The following is an 18,959-nucleotide window of genomic DNA, read 5'->3' on the forward strand; positions in this document are numbered from 1 at the left end:
TAGGCCTGCCGCCAGCGTTCAATCTGAGCCATGATCAAACTCTTCAATTAAAAAGTTTTATGTCTTTCGACAGCTCAATGAATTCTGAATTTATTTAATATCTTTCGATATTGAATTGACTGTGCTGCAATTACTACCTAAGTAGTTATTGCTGTTGGTCACTCAGTTTCAATTGAGACTCTAAATTTGCTTGCCTCACTACCTAAGTAGCTTGGCTGTTAGAACTCAATCTGTACGAGTGCCCACACAGATGATTGCTTTATATTGTTAAAGAACGTTGCGATTAAAGCGCTTAACTTTATCTCGCTAGGGCTGCGCATATTACGCTTTCCTATTTTTTTGTCAACACTTAATTTTAAACTTTCTTGCGATGATTTAAACTCAAGTTTTACTTAACTCTCTGAGTAGCTCGTGCCTCGCTATGCGTTGCGCTCTGCCGTCTCAGTGGGGTCGCATTATAGGGAGATCCGAAAACAGATCAACCCTTTTTTGAAGAAAACTTGAAATAAATGACTGTTCGAACAAAATTACAACTAAACGCTTAAAAAGACAACTAAACTCAAGCATATTTAGCTTCAAATGAGGTTATAAGTTATTTTTTAATGATAACGTGTTGATGTTGATGTTGAAATCGCTTGCAAATAGCATCCGATTTCTTGCTATAACTATTTTAGCTAGTAGAACACTAAGGGCATTTGGCAAAAAACATAGCATATAGATAAGGCTTTCTTTACTTATGTATTTACTGTTTCAACCTATGACGTTAATCACAACCTTAAGTTATATAATTAGCTTATTTTTACCAATCATAGCTAAATAGCATATATAGGTCAGGGGTAACATGAAGAAAGTATTTAAATAAGCGAACTATTTTTCTGTTAGTAGCAAATAGACTGCCTTTATTGATATGGGGCTGTTGTTTATTATTGATAAAAAAATTGGGGAGGACTTGTCGCGACCCTATTACCGTGTGATAAATTTTAGGTATTAAAAAGCCGAGCATAAGCTCGGCTTTTTGGTGTCTCTTTAAAGACTTACTCTGCAGACTGTGCGTCTTCTTGAACTTCTTCGCTCGCCGCTGGGCGACCAACTAGTTCAATATAAGCCATTGGTGCATTATCACCAGCACGGAAGCCACACTTAAGAATACGAGTGTAACCACCTGGACGGTCTGTATTACGAGGACCGATTTCGCTGAACAATTTACCAACTACTTCATTATCACGCGTGCGGGCAAATGCTAAACGGCGATTTGCTACGCTGTCAGTCTTAGCCAGTGTGATTAAAGGTTCAATTACACGGCGTAACTCTTTCGCTTTAGGCAAAGTAGTTTTGATGATTTCATGTTTCACCAAAGAACCTGCCATATTGCTGAACATCGCTTTACGATGGCTACTGTTACGGTTTAATTGACGACCACTCTTACGATGGCGCATGACCCTATCCTTCTAACTAAACTAATATAGTGATTTAGATTATTCAGCTAGGCTTGCAGGCGGCCAATTTTCTAGGCGCATACCTAGAGAAAGACCACGTGAAGCTAGCACGTCTTTTATTTCAGTTAGAGACTTCTTACCTAAATTAGGCGTTTTAAGAAGCTCAACTTCAGTGCGCTGAACTAAATCACCGATATATTGAATTTGCTCGGCTTTCAAACAGTTTGCTGAACGTACTGTTAGTTCAAGATCATCAACTGGACGAAGTAGAATAGGATCGAATTCTGGCTTCTCTTCTTTCTCTTCTGGCTCAGTTACATCGCGTAAATCTACGAATGCATCTAGTTGCTCAGCTAAGATAGTAGACGCACGGCGGATCGCTTCTTCAGGATCTAAAGTGCCGTTTGTTTCCATATCAATGATTAACTTGTCTAAGTCTGTACGTTGCTCAACACGGGCTGATTCAACCGAGTACGCAATACGTTCAACTGGGCTGAATGATGCATCAAGCAGCAATCGACCAATTGGACGCTCATCGTCATCAGAGGATAAACGACTAGATGCCGGCACATAACCACGACCACGCTCAACACGAATACGCATGCTGATCTCGCTGTTATTTGTAGTTAAATTACAAATAACATGATCTGGGTTAGCAATTGTTACATCGCCATCGTGCTGAATATCTGCCGCAGTCACAGGGCCTACACCAGATTTAGTCAGGGTCAGAAAAACTTCATCTTTGCCTTCTAACGTTACCGCTAGACCTTTAAGGTTTAGTAGTATTTCAATGATGTCTTCTTGTACGCCTTCTTTCGCGCTGTACTCATGCAATACACCGTCGATTTCAACTTCAGTTACTGCACATCCAGGCATAGATGATAACAGTATACGGCGTAAGGCATTACCCAAAGTGTGACCAAAGCCACGCTCGAGTGGTTCTAAAACTACTTTAGAACGCGTTGGGTTTATAGCGTCGATATCGACTAACCTTGGTTTTAGAAATTCTGTAACAGAACCCTGCATTTTATCCTCTCTTAACTCTTAACTTTACTTAGAGTAAAGTTCGACGATTAGTTGTTCATTAATGTCCGCAGACAGATCTGAACGCTCAGGTAGGCGCTTGAAGCTACCTTCCAATTTCTTACCGTCAACTTCAACCCAAGTCGGCTTTTCACGTTGCTCAGCCAACTCTAGAGCAGCGATGATACGTGCTTGTGTCTTAGACTTCTCACGGATTACAACAGTATCTTCTGGAGTAATTACGTATGAAGGAATGTTCACAACACGACCATTAACTAGAATCGCTTTGTGGCTTACTAACTGACGTGCTTCAGCGCGTGTGCTAGCAAAACCCATGCGATATACAACATTGTCTAAACGTTGCTCTAAAAGCTGTAACAAGTTTTCACCTGTATTACCTTTAAGGCGAGCAGCTTCTTTGTAGTAGTTACGGAATTGCTTTTCTAATACACCGTAGATACGACGTACTTTTTGCTTTTCACGTAATTGTAAACCGTAATCAGATAAGCGTCCTTTACGAGCGCCGTGCTGACCAGGTGCAGTCTCAAGTTTACACTTAGAGTCGATAGCTCTTACGCCGCTCTTAAGGAACAGGTCAGTACCTTCACGACGACTCAGCTTGAGCTTAGGGCCCAAATATCTTGCCATGTTATTTCTCCTAACCTATTGTTAAACGCGACGTTTCTTCGGTGGACGACAACCATTGTGTGGTATTGGCGTCACGTCAGTAATGTTGGTGATACGGTAACCAGCAGCATTCAAAGCACGTACAGCAGATTCACGACCTGGACCTGGACCTTTGATGAAAACTTCTAGATTTTTTAAACCGTATTCTTGAGCAGCAGTACCTGCACGCTCTGCAGCAACCTGAGCAGCAAATGGAGTAGATTTACGTGAACCACGGAAACCTGAACCACCGGCAGTAGCCCATGATAGTGCATTACCTTGACGGTCGGTAATTGTTACAATAGTGTTGTTGAAAGACGCATGAACATGAGCCATACCATCAGCAACTTGCTTTTTAACCTTTTTACGACGAATTGGTGTCTTAGCCATTTTACTATCCCCTTATCGCTTAATAGGCTTACGAGGACCCTTACGGGTACGCGCGTTAGTCTTTGTTCTTTGACCACGAAGTGGTAAAGAGCGACGGTGACGTAGGCCACGGAAACAACCAAGGTCCATAAGGCGCTTGATATTCAAAGTAACTTCACGACGAAGGTCACCTTCTACAGTGTACTTGCCAACTGCTTCACGCAATACGTCAAGTGTTTCGTCTGAAAGTTCACCGATTTTTGTGGTCTCGGCGATACCAGTCGCTTCTAAGATAGCCTTAGAGCGAGTCTTACCTATGCCATAAATAGCTGTTAAACCAATAACTGCATGTTTATGATCAGGGACGTTAATGCCAGCGATACGGGCCACTAACACATCTCCTATATTTGAATTTGGTAATCATCTGTTTGAAAAGCCCGTAAGGATACTCAAACGAAGACCAAATCACAACTAAAAACACAGGCCGAGAAACCTCAGCCTGCACGACTGTTTACTTAGCCTTGCCTTTGCTTATGCTTAGGCTCACTGCAAATTACGCGTACTACACCAGCACGTTTAATAACTTTACAGTTACGGCATATTTTCTTAACGGAAGCACGTACTTTCATTGCTCAACTCCGTAAACTGACCTTATCGACCGTAGCCTTTAAGGTTCGCTTTTTTCAGCACAGAATCATACTGATGTGACATCAGATGCGTCTGTACTTGTGCCATAAAGTCCATGATTACTACAACGATAATCAAAATTGATGTACCGCCGAAATAGAATGGCGTTTGCCATGCCATAGTCATGAATTCGGGCACCAGACAGATAAAGGTTATATACAAAGCACCTGCCAATGTCAGGCGTGTCATCACTTTATCAATGTATTTAGATGTCTGCTCACCTGGACGAATACCTGGGATAAATGCGCCAGATTTTTTCAGGTTGTCTGCCGTTTCACGCGGGTTAAAAACCAACGCTGTGTAGAAAAAGCAGAAGAAGATGATAGCCGCAGCTAAAACCATTGCATACAAAGGCTGACCTGGAGTCAACGTTGTAGCAATTGCTTGTAGCACATCAGCAACCGGACCTTCACCCTGGCCGAACCAGCTTGCAATTGTACCAGGGAACAGAATTATACTGCTAGCGAAGATTGGTGGAATAACACCCGCCATATTTACTTTCAGAGGTAAATGCGTGCTTTGAGCAGCAAATACTTGACGACCTTGTTGACGTTTGGCGTAGTTAACAACGATACGTCGTTGTCCACGTTCAAAGAATACAACAAGATAAGTAACAGCGAATACTATAACCGCAACCATCAACAGTACAAAAACATTCAAATCACCTTGGCGCGCCATTTCGGCTGTCGAACCAATAGCAGACGGCAGGTTAGCTACAATACCAACAAATATTAGAACTGAGATACCGTTACCGATACCACGTTCTGTTATCTGTTCGCCCAACCACATAAGGAACATAGTACCGGTTACTAAACTCACCACTGCGGTGAAATAGAATCCCATACCTGGGTTAACAACTAACCCGTTCATCATGCCCGGTAAGCTTGTGGCAATACCGATTGATTGGATAGTAGCAAGCACAAGCGTGCCGTAGCGTGTGTACTGGCTTATCTTTTTACGCCCTTGCTCACCTTCTTTCTTAAGCTCTATAAACGGCGGATACATATGCGTTAATAGTTGCGTAATAATCGAAGCCGAGATATACGGCATGATACCCAGTGCTAACACTGAAGCTCGCTCAAGCGCACCACCGCTAAACATGTTGAACATCTCAACAATGGTGCCCTTTTGTTGCTCGAAGAAATCGGCAAGTACAGCGGCGTCAATCCCAGGGATCGGCACAAATGAACCTAGACGGTAAATTATGATAGCACCCAATACGAAGAGTAATCGGCGCTTCAATTCCGAAAGTCCACCTTGTGCACTTTGTGTATCTTGACCTGGTTTAGCCATTAGTACTTCCTTAGTCTTCTACCTTGCCTCCGGCAGCTTCGATAGCTTCGCGTGCACCTTTAGTAGCCTTAAGGCCTTTAACGGTAACAGCGCGTGAAACTTCGCCAGATTTAACAACTTTAACGAACTGAACGTTCTTTTTAACTAGACCAGCTGCTTGTAACGCGCTTAGGTCTACCACATCGCCTTCAACTTTAGCGATTTCGTATAGGTTAATTTCTGCAGATACTAATGATTTGCGAGAAGTGAAACCGAACTTAGGTAGACGACGTTGCATAGGCATTTGACCGCCTTCGAAACCAACGCGTACTTTACCGCCAGAACGTGATTTTTGACCTTTGTGACCACGGCCACCAGTCTTACCAAGACCAGAACCGATACCACGACCAACACGTTTTGGAGCAGTTTTTGAACCTGCAGCAGGTGAAAGTGTATTCAAATGCATCGAATTACCCCTCTACCTTAACCATGTAATAAACCTGGTTAATCATACCACGTACACATGCTGTGTCTTCTAACTCAACAGTGTGATTGATACGACGTAAACCAAGACCGCGTAATGTAGCTTTATGCTTCGGTAAACGACCGATAGAGCTTTTTACTTGTGTTACTTTTACAGTTTTATTAGCCATGGTTTACCCCAAAATCTCATCTACTCGAAGACCACGTTTTGCAGCGATCGACTGAGGAGAATTCATGTTCTCAAGAGCTGAGATCGTTGCACGTACAACGTTGATCGGGTTAGTAGAACCGTAACATTTAGAAAGTACGTTCTGCACACCAGTCACTTCAAGTACTGCACGCATAGCACCACCTGCAATGATACCAGTACCTTCAGATGCTGGTTTCATAAACACTTGTGAGCCAGCATGACGTCCTTTAACAGGATGCTGTAATGTGTTGCCATTTAGGTCTACGTTGATCATGTTACGACGTGCTTTTTCCATTGCTTTTTGAATAGCAGCTGGAACTTCACGTGCTTTACCATAACCGAAACCTACTTTACCTGCGCCATCACCAACTACAGTTAGTGCAGTAAAGCTAAAGATACGACCACCTTTAACTACTTTAGACACACGGTTCACCGCGATTAGCTTTTCAGCTAAATCAGGCTGTTGTTGCTTTGCTTCTACGTTAGCCATTGTCTACTCCTAGAATTGCAAACCGGCTTCACGCGCAGCATCAGCTAGCGCCTTCACACGGCCGTGATATTTAAAGCCACTGCGATCAAAAGCAATCTTTTCGATGCCTTTGTCAGCCGCACGTTCAGCAACCGCTTTACCAACTGCTTGTGCAGCTGCAACGTTGCCTGTGCCTTTAACTGTTTCGCTAATAGCTTTCTCAACAGTAGAAGCAGCAGCCAGTACATTACCCTCAGCGTTTACAACTTGAGCGTAAATGTGACGTGGCGTGCGGTGGATAACAAGACGCGTTGTGCCTTGTTCAATATAATTTCTACGAGTGCGTTTAGCACGACGTAGACGAGCTGTTTTTTTATCCATCGTCTTACCTTACTTCTTCTTAGCCTCTTTACGGCGTACATTCTCATCTGAATAACGAACACCTTTACCTTTATAAGGCTCAGGTTTACGGTATGCACGAATGTTAGCAGCTGTTTGACCAACTAACTGCTTGTCTACGCCCTTAACTAGAACTTCTGTTTGGCTTGGAGTTTCAATCGTAATTCCTTCAGGAACTGCGAAATTAACTGGGTGCGAGAAACCAAGAGTTAAGTCTAAAACTTTGCCCTTAGCTGCAGCACGGTAACCAACACCTACTAACTGAAGTTTCTTCTCGTAACCTTCATGCGTACCAACAACCATGTTGTTGATTAGAGCGCGAGCAGTACCTGCTTGTGCCCATGCATTGGCTACGCCTTCACGAGGTAAAGTTGTAATAACGTTGTCGTTAACTTGTACTTCAACTGCATCGTTGATTGTACGAGTAAGTTCACCGTTTTTGCCTTTAACTGTGATTTCCTGGCCTTTTAATGTAACTTCTACACCGGCAGGAACGTTTATTGGTGCCTTTGCTATGCGAGACATAGTTCCCCTCCGATTAAGCTACAAAACCAATGATTTCACCACCAACGCCTGCACTACGTGCTGCGCGGTCTGTCATTAGGCCTTTAGAAGTTGATACGATAGCGATACCTAAACCACCCATTACCTTCGGTAATTCGTCACGTCTCTTATAGATACGTAGACCAGGGCGACTTACACGCTGGATATTTTCAATAACAGCTTTGCCTTCGAAGTACTTTAACTCGATAGAAAGCTCAGGTTTAACATCACCACTTACTGCGAAGTCTGCGATGTAACCTTCATTTTTTAATACATTAGCTACTGCTACTTTCAGTTTCGAATTAGGCATCGTTACAGATACTTTCTTCGCTGACTGACCGTTACGGATTCGTGTAAATAAATCCGCGATAGGATCTTGCAAGCTCATAGTCTTACTCCCATGATTCTATTACCAGCTAGCCTTTTTAAGGCCAGGAATTTCACCGCGCATAGCTGCTTCGCGAACTTTAATACGGCTCATGCCGAATTTGCGAAGGAAACCATGTGGGCGGCCCGTAATGTTACAACGATTACGTTGACGTGCAGGGCTAGAATCACGAGGTAAAGCTTGTAGCTTAAGTACCGCGTCCCAACGATCATCTTCAGATGTATTAACATCACTGATGATAGCTTTTAGTGCTGCACGCTTTTCAGCGTACTGAGCAACTAGTTTAGTGCGCTTTGCTTCGCGCGCTTTCATAGAATTCTTTGCCATAACCCTACCCTTATTTCTTGAATGGGAAGTTAAACGCTTCTAACAACGCACGGCCTTCCTCATCTGATTTCGCAGATGTAGTGATTGTGATATCCATACCGCGTACACGGTCTACTTTATCATAATCAATTTCTGGGAAGATGATTTGTTCACGTACGCCCATGCTGTAGTTACCACGTCCATCAAAAGACTTAGCACTTACACCACGGAAGTCACGGATACGTGGGATAGCGATTGAAACCAAACGCTCAAAAAAGTCCCACATACGCTCGCCGCGTAGGGTTACTTTACAACCAATCGGGTAACCTTCACGCACTTTGAAGCCAGCAACAGATTTGCGTGCTTTAGTGATTAAAGGTTTCTGACCAGAGATAGCTTCTAGATCCGCAACAGCGTTATCTAAAATCTTCTTGTCAGCTAAGGCTTCGCCCACACCCATATTTAATGTGATCTTCTCGATCTGAGGGACTTGCATGACAGAGCTGAAACCAAACTTCTCTTGAAGTTCAGCAACTACTTTGTCTTTATATACTTCATGCAGTTTCGCCATCATTCTACTCCAACTATTAGATAGTTTTACCAGTAGATTTAAAGATACGTAATTTCTTACCATCTTCAATCTTGAAACCTACACGATCTGCTTTGCTCGTTTCCGAGTTGTAGATCGCAACGTTTGATACGTCGATAGACGCTTCTTTCTCAACAATACCGCCAGCTTGGTTCAACTGTGGAACCGGCTTTTGGTGTTTCTTGATTAAGTTAATGCCTTCGACAAATACTCGACCAGACTCGGTTACAACTGAAAGCACTTTGCCGCGCTTACCTTTGTCTTTACCTGCTAGTACGATTACTTCGTCATCACGACGGATTTTTGCTGCCATGATAGACTCCTTACAGTACTTCTGGGGCTAGTGAAACGATTTTCATGAACTTTTCATTACGAAGTTCGCGAGTCACAGGGCCGAAAATACGAGTACCAATAGGCTGCAAGTTATCATTTAAGATAACAGCCGCATTGCTGTCGAAACGGATCAATGAACCGTCTGGACGACGAACGCCTTTTTTGGTACGCACAACTACCGCGTTTTTAACATCACCTTTCTTCACTTTACCGCGAGGAATCGCTTCTTTTACAGAAACTTTAATGATATCGCCAATCGCTGCATAGCGACGGTGTGAACCACCAAGGACTTTTATACACTGCACTTTGCGAGCGCCGCTGTTATCAGCAACTTCCAGCTGAGTTTGCATTTGGATCATGTTAATGACCTCCGGTGTAGTAATTACAACTTGTCTTAAATTTGTTTAAAATCAAGACATTTCGATTGAATTCCACTCAAAAAACATACTAGATGCCTCTTAAGGGCGGGCAATTGTATCAGCATTGAGGGGGGAGTGGTAGGTTATTTTTTAATTAATTTAATGCGGACGATAAATTAGAAACTGGTTTTTTATGCTATCTATCTAAATTACAGGTGGTTATAAAACAAACAAGGCACCTTTACGGTGCCTTGTTTTATATCAGTAATTAAAATTAGCCAAACAGACCTTTTAATTTGTCTTTAATTTTGTCTTTAGCTTTTTCTTTTGCTTCGTCTTTAACCGCACTGCCTATATCTAATTTTATGCCAACATCATGAAATGGGCCTTTTATCCTCAGGGGAATTTTAAAGCCAGTGCTATCATCGGTAGTACCTTGACCTTCAATAGAATCAACTAAACCTGTTACTAGGCGGTAATTAACCTGAGTTTGCGGTAAATCAACGTCTCCTTCACCTGAAATGCGTATTAAAGGGCTGATCAACGATAAATCAGTATTTTTGCCTACGCCATTGGTAAAGTTAAAACTACCAGAAAGTGCAGAGAAATCGGTTTTCTCAGATTCTTCAAATCCTGTATCTAATCCCTCAGACACGGCATTAAAATTGCCTTTAACTAGCTCTTTACCCTTACGCACCATTTCTGCTACGTTTGCTCCCTTAACTGCACCATCAGCGAACTTGAATCCTAGTTTACCATTAAGCGCGTTAATAAACGTTTTTTGGCTTTGCCCTGCTGTGGTTAGATTCCAGTTTAAAGAGCCCTTGCCCATTAGCTTATCAAAGCCTGCAGCATCGCTAAGTAATGGCTGTGCGTCTATTTTATCTAAATCGAAGTTGGTTGCTATTTTATAAGGGGTATTTTGAGCATTGATAGTCACCACCCCTTTACCTGTTCCTTCATAAGCCGCAAAGCTGTCTAAACTTAATTTAGCAACGCTATTTTTTAGTGCCACAGTAAACTGGTTTGCGCCGAGTTTAATATCGTTCGCTTTTAAGCCACTTGAACGGACAATCACATTTGCATCTAATGCATTCAAGCCACTTAAATCAATTTTAGTATCATCCCACACTATTGGCTCTGCAGGCTTAGAGTCGTCTTTTGCTGGGACTTCTTTTTTAGCTACGGTTTCAGGTAAGTAAGGATTTAAATCAAGCATGCCTAAGTCAATATCAGCATTAACAGCTAAGCGACTGCCTAAATTTAACTTACTTTTACCTTTAATCTCGAGTGCATCGAGCGTTGCTACTAATTCAGTTAAGTTAAACTCTTCACCGAGTAAGTGCATTTCGGCATTGATGCTAAAGGCGTTAAACGCATTGTTTTTAGCGTTTAAGTCAACTCCTTGCCAGTTAGCAATATTTTTAACCGAATCACCGTTAAGTGTTAAAAGTCCTTTAATGTCTTGGCCTTGTTTGGCTATGCTGCCATCAAACATTAGATCTACTAAACGTGAGTTAAGCGTTTGCTTTACATTAAATGTGGCGCCTTCAATCGCTTTTGCTGGTGTATTAAGTTTTACATCAAGCTCAAATCGCTCTTGCATATAAGTAATAGCACCGGTTACTTCAAGCTGTTTACGCAGTGAAGGCAGTAATATAGCCAGTTCTAAATCGCTAATTTGTTGTTTAGCACCCGTTTGACCATCTAAATAAGTAAATGACCCGCCATAAATAGCGACTTCACCTAATTGAATATCAAAGTTTTCAGGTAGTTTGACTGCCTCTCCCGCTTGAGTTTGTTGCTCTGGTTGCTTGGCCACTGCATCAAATAACTGCCAGTTTGCTTTGCCGCTTTTATCGGTTTCTAGCAAAATATCAGGCTCATTAATTACAAACTTTTCTAGCTTTAGTTCGCCACCGAGTAATGAAAGCCAAGGAATATGAACAGCAAGTTGCTGCATACTTGCCATATCAGCGCGAGAGCCACTGGGCATATTGGCAAAATGCACATCATTAAGCTCCAGCTTTAATGCAGGAAATACACTGAGGGTTTTATCTCCCTTTATCGTTAATGTGCGCCCAGTTGTTTTTTCTACCTGCTCAGACACTTTATTAAAAATGGTATCGGTAGGAATTAAAAATGGTGCAGCAACAATTAACGCTATGCATAGCAATAATATGACACCAATAACTTTAAATAAGGTCTTCATGATCATCCTTTCAAACGTGCAAATAATGTTCTTATCATAGCGGGAGTTAGCGCCAAAAGCATTGCCCAATAACTAAAAATCTACTTTCCTACATTCTAACGTGGGTATATGAATTGTAACTGAAATATTTTGATACCTTTAGGTTACAAAAGAATATTGACCAAATGATACCTACAGGTTACATTGATACCTACAGGTTACAAAATATAAATTAACACTTCCACAGGATGGACTTTATGAAACAACAAGATATTAAAACTGAAGAAAAACTTATGAGTCAGAACGCATGGTTTTCGGTGTTTATGGGTATCACTTTACTAATAATCAGTGGCTACCCAATTATCGGAAACACGTCAGCGCCGTTGCTGATTTTAGGAAGCGCCGCATTTCTTGGTTCTTTCCTTATGTTTGTAATTAGAGGTGGCTTTACATGGAGAATGAAATATCACCTTACTTATAAAGATGAATACTTAAATACTATAGATACTATTGCTTATAAACATGTTGTATTAGCATTGTTATTTAGTATGGGCACGGTTTATTTATTCTCTGAAGGCCTAACTTTACACATATCTCATAGCATGATGGCTACTTTTTACCTTGCTATTATGTGTTTGGCATACGGAATTTCTATTTTTTGGCAAAGCCGTGATTAGGAGTTAATGTGCAAAATCATATAGCTGAATTTCGTAAAAAGGCAGGGCTTTCACAGCAAGAGCTTGCTGATGCTATTAATGTATCACGCAAAACCATTAGCACGGTAGAAACGTCACGCTTTACTCCTTCAGTGACCATTGCTTTGAAAATAGCTCGGCAGTTTAATACTACTGTGGAGCTATTATTTACACTGGAAGAAGTAGATTAAAGCCTTTAAATGCAATCTTGTGTTAATTAACTTACCAAGATTGCATCCCCTGTATTCTCCGGTATGATGCACGCCCCTGTTGCTGCTGGCTTATTTAAGCTAAAATGAAGCGACTAAAAAGTATATCTAACCGGAGAGTCTACAAGGCATGAAGAAACTGCTAATTTCACCGTCAAAAATGGCATTAGGCGAGCAAGAAAGTCAAATTTATCAAAACATTCTGAAGCAATCTTCAGAGCTAAGCCTAAACCTGATGGCTGTGAAAGTGGAAAACCATCCAGAAGACTTTTTAGGTTGGTGTTACGAGCTATTAAGCGCAAGCCGCGACCGCATTAATTATGACTTACTCGAAAGCCCACAATTACCATTATTGAAAAAGCTGCATGACCAACTTATTTCAGCCATTAGCTTTTTACAGTTAAAAACATTACGGGTAGCGCCTTGGCCAGTAGTGAGTATGTTTGTAGAGCAACATAAAGAACTGGTGGCACTGGATGAGCAGCTACGTTTAACTACTTATATTGCAGGCCTGCGTGAAAAGCCGTTAAAAGATATGATCCCTGAAGAATTACTCGCTTTTAGCGGTAAGCATATGGCATCACTCGATCCGAGTACTTATAACTTTGATGTAGAATGGTTTGCCTCTACTAAAAGCGCCAAAGGTTTTCACCAGATGCTGGCTGATTTGCCAGGCGCATTCGACGATGCACTCAGCAACATTCCACTTGAGGGTGATGTAGCGCTAGGTAATTACCAACAATTTGTAATTGCTTATTTGAGTGCTTTTAATGGTAGTGATGAAAAACCAACTCTGGCGCCTGCCACCCGTTTATTAGCAATGCGCCGCCCTGATGTGTTTACTCCAATTAGTAACAGTCGCTTAGATGCACTTTGCTCCGCACTTGGTATCACCAAATTAAATAACCGTGACTTTGAGCGTTACTGGCAAGATGTAGTACAAAGTATTCACGCTATGTCATGGTTTAAAATGGCCAATGCTGGTAATGAACTAGAAACACAGTTGGTGGACATTAAAGCGCTTATACCTTGCTTTTTTTACTATGCAGATACTAATACTGCAGATAACTCTAACTACATTAAGCTACTTAATAAACCTACACGTAGCACTTCTAGCAGCAGTAAAGCGCCACGCCGAGGCAAAGAATCTGCTGAGATTTTAGTGGATCGCGCTCTTGCTGCTGATGATGTTCCAGAGCATATTCGTGCTAAACGTGACTCTATTATTAGCGAAGTACAAAAAGGCCGCGGTGTTAACGAAACAATTACCCTAATGCGTGCCATTTTTGGATAAGACGTATATCAAACGCAATTAGCTTTAACAGACCCTAATATAGGTAGCCTGGTAGCGCTCTAATGGTGCAGCCAGGCTTTTTTTTGCACCAGCAGTGTGTTCTTTCCTTACATACTTTTCACAAAGCGTCTTTGCGCATAATTTCAACACTTTGTTTTATAATATAAAATTTATTTTTTATTAAATAAATGGAAGCTGGCACATACAGTGCAATTCCCCCTGCAGTAACCTAATAATACGCCGCCATTCAAAAGGTTGTAGTCGTTTATAATAAAAACCTTGGCGTGCAAAATCATACAATGGGAAATGAAACATGCTAAAACTACAAAAAACAATACTCATCAGTGCATTGGCATTAACAGGAATGGCATCAACAACGGCCTTTGCCGAAGTAACAGCCAATGCAGCAGCTACTTCTAACTACTTATGGCGCGGACAAGAGCAAACTGGGGGCGATGCAGCTGTATCTGGTGGTATTGATTACGCTAATGAATCTGGCTTTTATGCGGGTACCTGGGCGTCAAATGCGTCTTGGGCCGATGAAATGACCTACGAACTAGATTTATACGCAGGTTTTGGCGGCGCTATTAATGAAAACGTAAGTTATGACGTAGGTTATATTTATTACGCTTACCCAGATGCGGCATCAGGTGCAGATGCTGATTTTTCAGAAGTTTACGGTAGCATTAGTGTGCAAGGTTTTACATTTGGTGCAGCCGTACTTGCAACATCTGCTGCCAGTGGTGATGGTACTGATTTTGGTGATTCACTGTATTTAAACGCCGATTACAGCTTCGCTGTTGGTAGCAATGGCACTGAAATGGCGCTACACATAGGGCATTACTCAGGCGATTTCATCGGTGATGACAATATTATTGATTATGGTGTATCAGTGTCTAAAGATGGTTTTACCTTTGGCCTATCTGATAACGACATGGACGGCTCAGATGTTAAGGCTTATGTAGCCTACGCTGTCGACTTTAGCTTATAAAAAGAATGTGTTACTTGCTGCAACACTAAGGGGCCGTAAGGCCCTTTTATCGTTTTAAATAACTTAACTAGATCTAATCACGCCACACCTTGTTAACAAACCGTTACAATTAATAAATCAACTTACCTCGCTTTTACCTTAGTATATGACTGATAACTATATAGTTCACTATTGAGAAAATCATAAAGGAATAATCATGAAGTCATCTAACGCGCTATCTGCTTGTATCGACATTTTTATCAGCCCAAGCAAGGCTTTTAATGGGCTAAAAGAAGCTAAAGGCTGGTCTTGGCTTGCTTTTGCACTTCTCGCTCTAACCCTTGCAGCCTCTGCTTATACATTTTATACCACTGCAGACTCACAATTTATTTTAGACCAGCAGGTTGCTGCAGCGAGTGTGGATGCCACAATCGGCGAGAAAAAAATGATCCGTCAAAGTATGGAGCAAAGCCTCGATAACCAAGTGTGGTTTGCAATTGGCGGGGGTATTTTCGGCCTTCTTTTTATAAATGCACTCCTATCTGGGTATTACATGTTGATATCTAAGCAAGACCCTGATGCTAATTATAGCTATGGTGCGTGGTATGGTTTTGGTGTTTGGAGCATGATGCCCATGGTTATTTCAAGTTTAGGTGTTGTTGCGCTAGTTCTTACAGCCAGTAACAATGAATTACCTATTAGTTTATTCAATTACGCGTCTATAAATCAGTTATTTCTGGGATTAGAGCTTGGAGATAGCTTCTATAATATGATGGAGAGTTTAAGTATTTTTAGTCTTTGGAGCATAGCTTTGGTTGCTATTGGGTTAAAGTGTTGGACTAATTTCAGCTTTAATAAAGCACTTCTTTTTGCTGCGCTACCGACCATTATCATTTACAGCATCTGGACAATTATTATTGTTGCTTAAAGGAATGTAGGCAAACTTTTCTGCCTACTCATAAATACGGAAATAAAAATGAAAAAAGCGATTATCATTACCCTTGCAATTGCAGCTTTTATTGCTCTTGTTGTATCAAAGCAAATTACTGGTGATGAAAAAGCACCAGAGGTAAATGTTGCACAGGTTGAGCAAGGTAGTATTGCAGACTCCATTATGGCCTCTGGCAATTTAGTCTTTAATACTCAAGTGCAGTTACGTTCAGAGGTAACCGGACGAGTCGACAAGGTGTTTGTTGAAGAAGGGCAAAGTGTAAAACAAGGCGACATTTTAATGCGCTTAGATACCACTGCTTTTGAGTCAGAAGTAACACGTAATAAAGCGGTATTGCGAGCTAGCGAAATAGAAATAAAACATAGTAAAACACGCCTTTTGAATATTGAACGTCAGCTTAAACGTCAAAAAGAGCTTTATGACGTAGGCCTAGCAGGGCAAGAAGTATACGAGAACTTACAAAATGCACGCGACCTTGCCAAAATAGATATTGAAGCCAGAGTAGAGTCTTATAATCAAGCCAAAGCCTCTCTTTCAATCGCTGAAGATAGACTTAGCAAAAGTGTATTTCGTGCTCCAATGAGTGGTTTGCTCGCCTCAGTAAATATTAAAGAAGGCGAAACCGTTATTGCCGGCACCACTAATATTATTGGCTCAGATTTAATGCTGGTTGCCGACCCAAGCGCTATTTTAGCTGAGCTCAGAGTTGATGAAACTGATATTGCTGGCATTAAATTGGACCAGCATGCAGATATTTATGCTGCTGCGTACCCCAATCAACCCTTCACTGGCAAGGTCATTAACATTGGAACCTCAGCAAAAAACCAAGCAGGTTCACAAGGTTTATCATTTCGAGTGAAAGTGTTACTTGATAATACCGATAGGCAACTATATGCAGGTATGAGCTGCCGTGCAGAAATCGCAACAAGCCTTGCTGTGAATGGCTTAAAGCTCCCTATCGAAGCCGTACAAAAAGAAGATGACAAAACGTTTGTATGGCGTTTAAACGACGATAACACTGTAAGCAAAGCCTATGTAGAAGTGGGTATTTCTTCAGATATAGAGCAAGCAATTACCCAAGGTTTAAATAAAGGGGAGCGAATTGTTATTGGCCCTGCACGTCCTATCAGTAAACTAAAAGAAAATGATACGGTAAAAGTTAAGCAAACAACTGCCAAGGATGCGCAATAATGTCGGCGGTAATCAAGCTTGAGCATATTAACAAGCAATACAAAATGGGTGAGCAAATATTTAAGGCCCTAGATGATGTAAACGTGGTCATTAATGAAAACGAGTATGTCGCTATAATCGGTCCTTCAGGTTCAGGTAAGTCAACTTTAATGAACTTATTGGGTTGCTTAGATACTCCAACTACTGGGGATTACTTTTTAAAAGATAAACTTGTAAAAAGTATGACAGAAACCGAGCTCGCTCATCAGCGTAACGAAAGTGTTGGCTTTATTTTTCAGAGCTTTAACTTACTTCCGCGTGCGTCGGCACTTGAAAATGTGATGCAGCCTTTGGTTTATCGTTTTATACCAGCTAAACAGCGCAAACAAAAAGCCCTTGATGCATTAAAACGAGTTGGCCTTGGCGATAAAGTAGATCATTTATCTAGCCAATTGTCAGGTGGGCAACGCCAACGTGTTGCGATTGCCCGTGCTCTTGTAACCAAGCCTCACATTTTGCTTGGCGATGAACCAACTGGCAACTTAGACAGTAAAACCACCACCGAAATTATGGCGCTATTTGATGAGCTACATAATGAAGGCCACACTATTATTTTAGTTACCCATGAACAAGAAATTGCAGATCATTGCCAGCGAGTTATTCGCTTAGTTGATGGCAAGGTAGTGAGCGATGTGCGTAAAGGTGAAGGAGACAAACAGCATGTTTAAATCTGCTATTGCAATTATGGAAGGAACAAAAGCAGCACTAATGGCCATTAAAGCCAATGCCATGCGAAGCGCACTCACTTGTTTAGGGATTATAATTGGGGTTGCCGCGGTTATTACAGTGGTAGCCGTTATGCAAGGCTTTACTAAGCAAATTAACGATCAACTCGCAGATATGGCACCTGATGTAACCACAATTAAACCCTTTACCAGCATTGAACAAGAAATGGTGGGCAAAAATGCTAAACTCACTTACAACGATTTTTTAGTCTTAAAAGCCCGAGTAAAAGAGGCTGAAACACTCACTGCACTGATGTTTACCTGGCGTTTTTCTGGTGGCGCTGAATATGGAAATAAAAGCCACTCATCACGAGTAATGGGTACAGAGCAAGATTACCAAAAAGCGTATAGAACCTTTCCAGAACTTGGGCGCTTTATTCGCGCAGAGGATGATGAAAAGCGCCGTCGAGTCGCTTTTATTGGTCCATCCATTATTGAAAAGCTAAACCTGCCAAAAAACCCTGTAGGCGAATATATTAAACTTGGCGGCGAGTGGTTTAGAATTATTGGCGTGGCTGAAAAACAAGGTAGTTTATTGGGGTTCGATCAAGACGATTATATTAATATTCCCATCAGTACCATGAGCGCATTAGAGGGTCCAAGTAGCAGCAGCAATGTACAAATTATGTTTAGACTCAAAGAAGACAGTGATGAAGAATTGGTACTTGCTAAAATCACTCGCATTTTACGCCAATTACATAAACTAAAAGACAATCAAGAAAACGACTTTGAATTTGAAACAGCTGAAAAAGCACGCGCTAACGTTGATAAATTTACAGGTAGCGCTACAGCAATTACCGCAGGGATTGTTGGTATCAGTCTTGTTGTTGGCGGTATTGGCGTAATGAATATTATGTTGGTATCAGTAACTGAGCGTACCCGTGTTATCGGCACACTAAAAGCACTCGGTGCAACACCAGGGTTTATTATGTTGCAGTTTTTAGTTGAAGCTGTGGTGCTGTCATTATTTGGAGGCTTAATTGGCTTAGTCATTGGCTATGGTGCTGCCGAGCTCATTTCGCTCTCTGTACCAAGCATGCCCGACGCTTATATACCAGGCTGGGCTATTATGCTGTCGTTTGGTTTTACCTCTTTAATCGGTATTGTATTTGGTTTAGCTCCCGCAATAAAAGCAGCTAGGCTTAATCCCATTGATGCCTTACGTTATGAATAAACACTCA

At 41.5% G+C, this 18,959-nt stretch carries 26 protein-coding genes; 8 read left to right on the forward strand and 18 right to left on the reverse strand.

Annotation, left to right across the window (positions count from 1 at the left end; translation table 11 throughout):
• Nucleotides 1-1,034: 1,034 nt before the first annotated feature.
• From rplQ to QL986_RS13795, 18 genes are all read right to left on the reverse strand, one after another.
• Complete coding sequence (gene rplQ / locus QL986_RS13710; RefSeq protein ID WP_013466072.1) at nucleotides 1,035-1,436, reverse strand: 50S ribosomal protein L17; 402 nt, start codon at nucleotides 1,434-1,436, stop codon at nucleotides 1,035-1,037.
• A 39-nt stretch (nucleotides 1,437-1,475) separates the two neighbouring features.
• Complete coding sequence (rpoA, locus tag QL986_RS13715; protein WP_008115371.1) at nucleotides 1,476-2,462, reverse strand: DNA-directed RNA polymerase subunit alpha; 987 nt, start codon at nucleotides 2,460-2,462, stop codon at nucleotides 1,476-1,478.
• Nucleotides 2,463-2,486: 24 nt separating this feature from the next.
• Entirely contained in the window at nucleotides 2,487-3,107 is a 621-nt protein-coding gene (gene rpsD / locus QL986_RS13720; RefSeq protein WP_002959461.1) for a 30S ribosomal protein S4, read from the reverse strand.
• Between the two features lie 21 nt (nucleotides 3,108-3,128).
• A complete protein-coding gene (rpsK, locus tag QL986_RS13725) occupies nucleotides 3,129-3,515 on the reverse strand; it encodes a 30S ribosomal protein S11 (protein ID WP_002959471.1) in 387 nt (128 codons plus the stop codon).
• Between the two features lie 12 nt (nucleotides 3,516-3,527).
• Complete coding sequence (gene rpsM / locus QL986_RS13730) at nucleotides 3,528-3,884, reverse strand: 30S ribosomal protein S13 (RefSeq protein ID WP_008115377.1); 357 nt, start codon at nucleotides 3,882-3,884, stop codon at nucleotides 3,528-3,530.
• Between the two features lie 125 nt (nucleotides 3,885-4,009).
• Nucleotides 4,010-4,123 (reverse strand): 50S ribosomal protein L36, encoded by a 114-nt coding sequence (gene rpmJ / locus QL986_RS13735; protein WP_002959476.1) that lies wholly within the window; start codon nucleotides 4,121-4,123, stop codon nucleotides 4,010-4,012.
• Between the two features lie 22 nt (nucleotides 4,124-4,145).
• Nucleotides 4,146-5,474: a preprotein translocase subunit SecY gene (gene secY, locus QL986_RS13740; RefSeq protein ID WP_008115380.1), complete on the reverse strand. Its 1,329-nt coding sequence runs from the start codon at nucleotides 5,472-5,474 to the stop codon at nucleotides 4,146-4,148.
• A 10-nt stretch (nucleotides 5,475-5,484) separates the two neighbouring features.
• On the reverse strand, nucleotides 5,485-5,919 hold the full coding sequence (gene rplO / locus QL986_RS13745; RefSeq protein ID WP_013466073.1) for a 50S ribosomal protein L15: 435 nt from the start codon (nucleotides 5,917-5,919) through the stop codon (nucleotides 5,485-5,487).
• A gap of 4 nt (nucleotides 5,920-5,923) precedes the next feature.
• Complete coding sequence (gene rpmD / locus QL986_RS13750; protein WP_008115384.1) at nucleotides 5,924-6,106, reverse strand: 50S ribosomal protein L30; 183 nt, start codon at nucleotides 6,104-6,106, stop codon at nucleotides 5,924-5,926.
• Between the two features lie 3 nt (nucleotides 6,107-6,109).
• On the reverse strand, nucleotides 6,110-6,616 hold the full coding sequence (gene rpsE, locus QL986_RS13755) for a 30S ribosomal protein S5 (RefSeq protein WP_008115387.1): 507 nt from the start codon (nucleotides 6,614-6,616) through the stop codon (nucleotides 6,110-6,112).
• 9 nt (nucleotides 6,617-6,625) lie between these two features.
• Nucleotides 6,626-6,976: a 50S ribosomal protein L18 gene (gene rplR, locus QL986_RS13760; protein WP_008115388.1), complete on the reverse strand. Its 351-nt coding sequence runs from the start codon at nucleotides 6,974-6,976 to the stop codon at nucleotides 6,626-6,628.
• A gap of 9 nt (nucleotides 6,977-6,985) precedes the next feature.
• Entirely contained in the window at nucleotides 6,986-7,519 is a 534-nt protein-coding gene (gene rplF, locus QL986_RS13765; RefSeq protein WP_006794247.1) for a 50S ribosomal protein L6, read from the reverse strand.
• Nucleotides 7,520-7,532: 13 nt separating this feature from the next.
• Nucleotides 7,533-7,925, reverse strand: a complete 393-nt coding sequence (rpsH, locus tag QL986_RS13770) for a 30S ribosomal protein S8 (protein ID WP_008115392.1) — start codon at nucleotides 7,923-7,925, stop codon at nucleotides 7,533-7,535.
• Between the two features lie 21 nt (nucleotides 7,926-7,946).
• Entirely contained in the window at nucleotides 7,947-8,252 is a 306-nt protein-coding gene (gene rpsN, locus QL986_RS13775) for a 30S ribosomal protein S14 (protein WP_006794245.1), read from the reverse strand.
• Between the two features lie 10 nt (nucleotides 8,253-8,262).
• Nucleotides 8,263-8,802, reverse strand: coding sequence for a 50S ribosomal protein L5 (gene rplE, locus QL986_RS13780; RefSeq protein WP_010392500.1), 540 nt, complete (start codon nucleotides 8,800-8,802; stop codon nucleotides 8,263-8,265).
• 16 nt (nucleotides 8,803-8,818) lie between these two features.
• Nucleotides 8,819-9,133, reverse strand: a complete 315-nt coding sequence (gene rplX, locus QL986_RS13785) for a 50S ribosomal protein L24 (protein WP_004589210.1) — start codon at nucleotides 9,131-9,133, stop codon at nucleotides 8,819-8,821.
• A gap of 10 nt (nucleotides 9,134-9,143) precedes the next feature.
• Nucleotides 9,144-9,512: a 50S ribosomal protein L14 gene (gene rplN / locus QL986_RS13790; protein WP_008115397.1), complete on the reverse strand. Its 369-nt coding sequence runs from the start codon at nucleotides 9,510-9,512 to the stop codon at nucleotides 9,144-9,146.
• 274 nt (nucleotides 9,513-9,786) lie between these two features.
• A complete protein-coding gene (locus QL986_RS13795; protein ID WP_013466074.1) occupies nucleotides 9,787-11,724 on the reverse strand; it encodes an AsmA family protein in 1,938 nt (645 codons plus the stop codon).
• A gap of 236 nt (nucleotides 11,725-11,960) precedes the next feature.
• Between QL986_RS13795 and QL986_RS13800 the strand changes: the two genes are divergently transcribed.
• From QL986_RS13800 to QL986_RS13835, 8 genes are all read left to right on the forward strand, one after another.
• Nucleotides 11,961-12,380, forward strand: coding sequence for a hypothetical protein (locus QL986_RS13800; RefSeq protein WP_008115399.1), 420 nt, complete (start codon nucleotides 11,961-11,963; stop codon nucleotides 12,378-12,380).
• An 8-nt stretch (nucleotides 12,381-12,388) separates the two neighbouring features.
• Nucleotides 12,389-12,589, forward strand: a complete 201-nt coding sequence (locus QL986_RS13805; protein ID WP_008115400.1) for a helix-turn-helix transcriptional regulator — start codon at nucleotides 12,389-12,391, stop codon at nucleotides 12,587-12,589.
• 148 nt (nucleotides 12,590-12,737) lie between these two features.
• On the forward strand, nucleotides 12,738-13,901 hold the full coding sequence (locus QL986_RS13810; protein ID WP_290191649.1) for a hypothetical protein: 1,164 nt from the start codon (nucleotides 12,738-12,740) through the stop codon (nucleotides 13,899-13,901).
• A 313-nt stretch (nucleotides 13,902-14,214) separates the two neighbouring features.
• Nucleotides 14,215-14,892, forward strand: coding sequence for a TorF family putative porin (locus QL986_RS13815; RefSeq protein WP_024602208.1), 678 nt, complete (start codon nucleotides 14,215-14,217; stop codon nucleotides 14,890-14,892).
• 196 nt (nucleotides 14,893-15,088) lie between these two features.
• Nucleotides 15,089-15,799, forward strand: a complete 711-nt coding sequence (locus QL986_RS13820) for a YIP1 family protein (RefSeq protein ID WP_013466079.1) — start codon at nucleotides 15,089-15,091, stop codon at nucleotides 15,797-15,799.
• A 48-nt stretch (nucleotides 15,800-15,847) separates the two neighbouring features.
• Nucleotides 15,848-17,014 (forward strand): efflux RND transporter periplasmic adaptor subunit, encoded by a 1,167-nt coding sequence (locus QL986_RS13825; RefSeq protein WP_024602207.1) that lies wholly within the window; start codon nucleotides 15,848-15,850, stop codon nucleotides 17,012-17,014.
• On the forward strand, nucleotides 17,014-17,721 hold the full coding sequence (locus QL986_RS13830; protein ID WP_008467268.1) for an ABC transporter ATP-binding protein: 708 nt from the start codon (nucleotides 17,014-17,016) through the stop codon (nucleotides 17,719-17,721). Before QL986_RS13825 ends, QL986_RS13830 begins: the two co-directional genes overlap by 1 nt.
• Nucleotides 17,714-18,952, forward strand: coding sequence for an ABC transporter permease (locus QL986_RS13835; protein ID WP_013466081.1), 1,239 nt, complete (start codon nucleotides 17,714-17,716; stop codon nucleotides 18,950-18,952). Before QL986_RS13830 ends, QL986_RS13835 begins: the two co-directional genes overlap by 8 nt.
• Nucleotides 18,953-18,959: the final 7 nt, after the last annotated feature.

It is taken from the genome of Pseudoalteromonas sp. APC 3250 (genome assembly GCF_030407915.1).
In the GTDB taxonomy this organism is placed as follows: domain Bacteria; phylum Pseudomonadota; class Gammaproteobacteria; order Enterobacterales; family Alteromonadaceae; genus Pseudoalteromonas; species Pseudoalteromonas tetraodonis.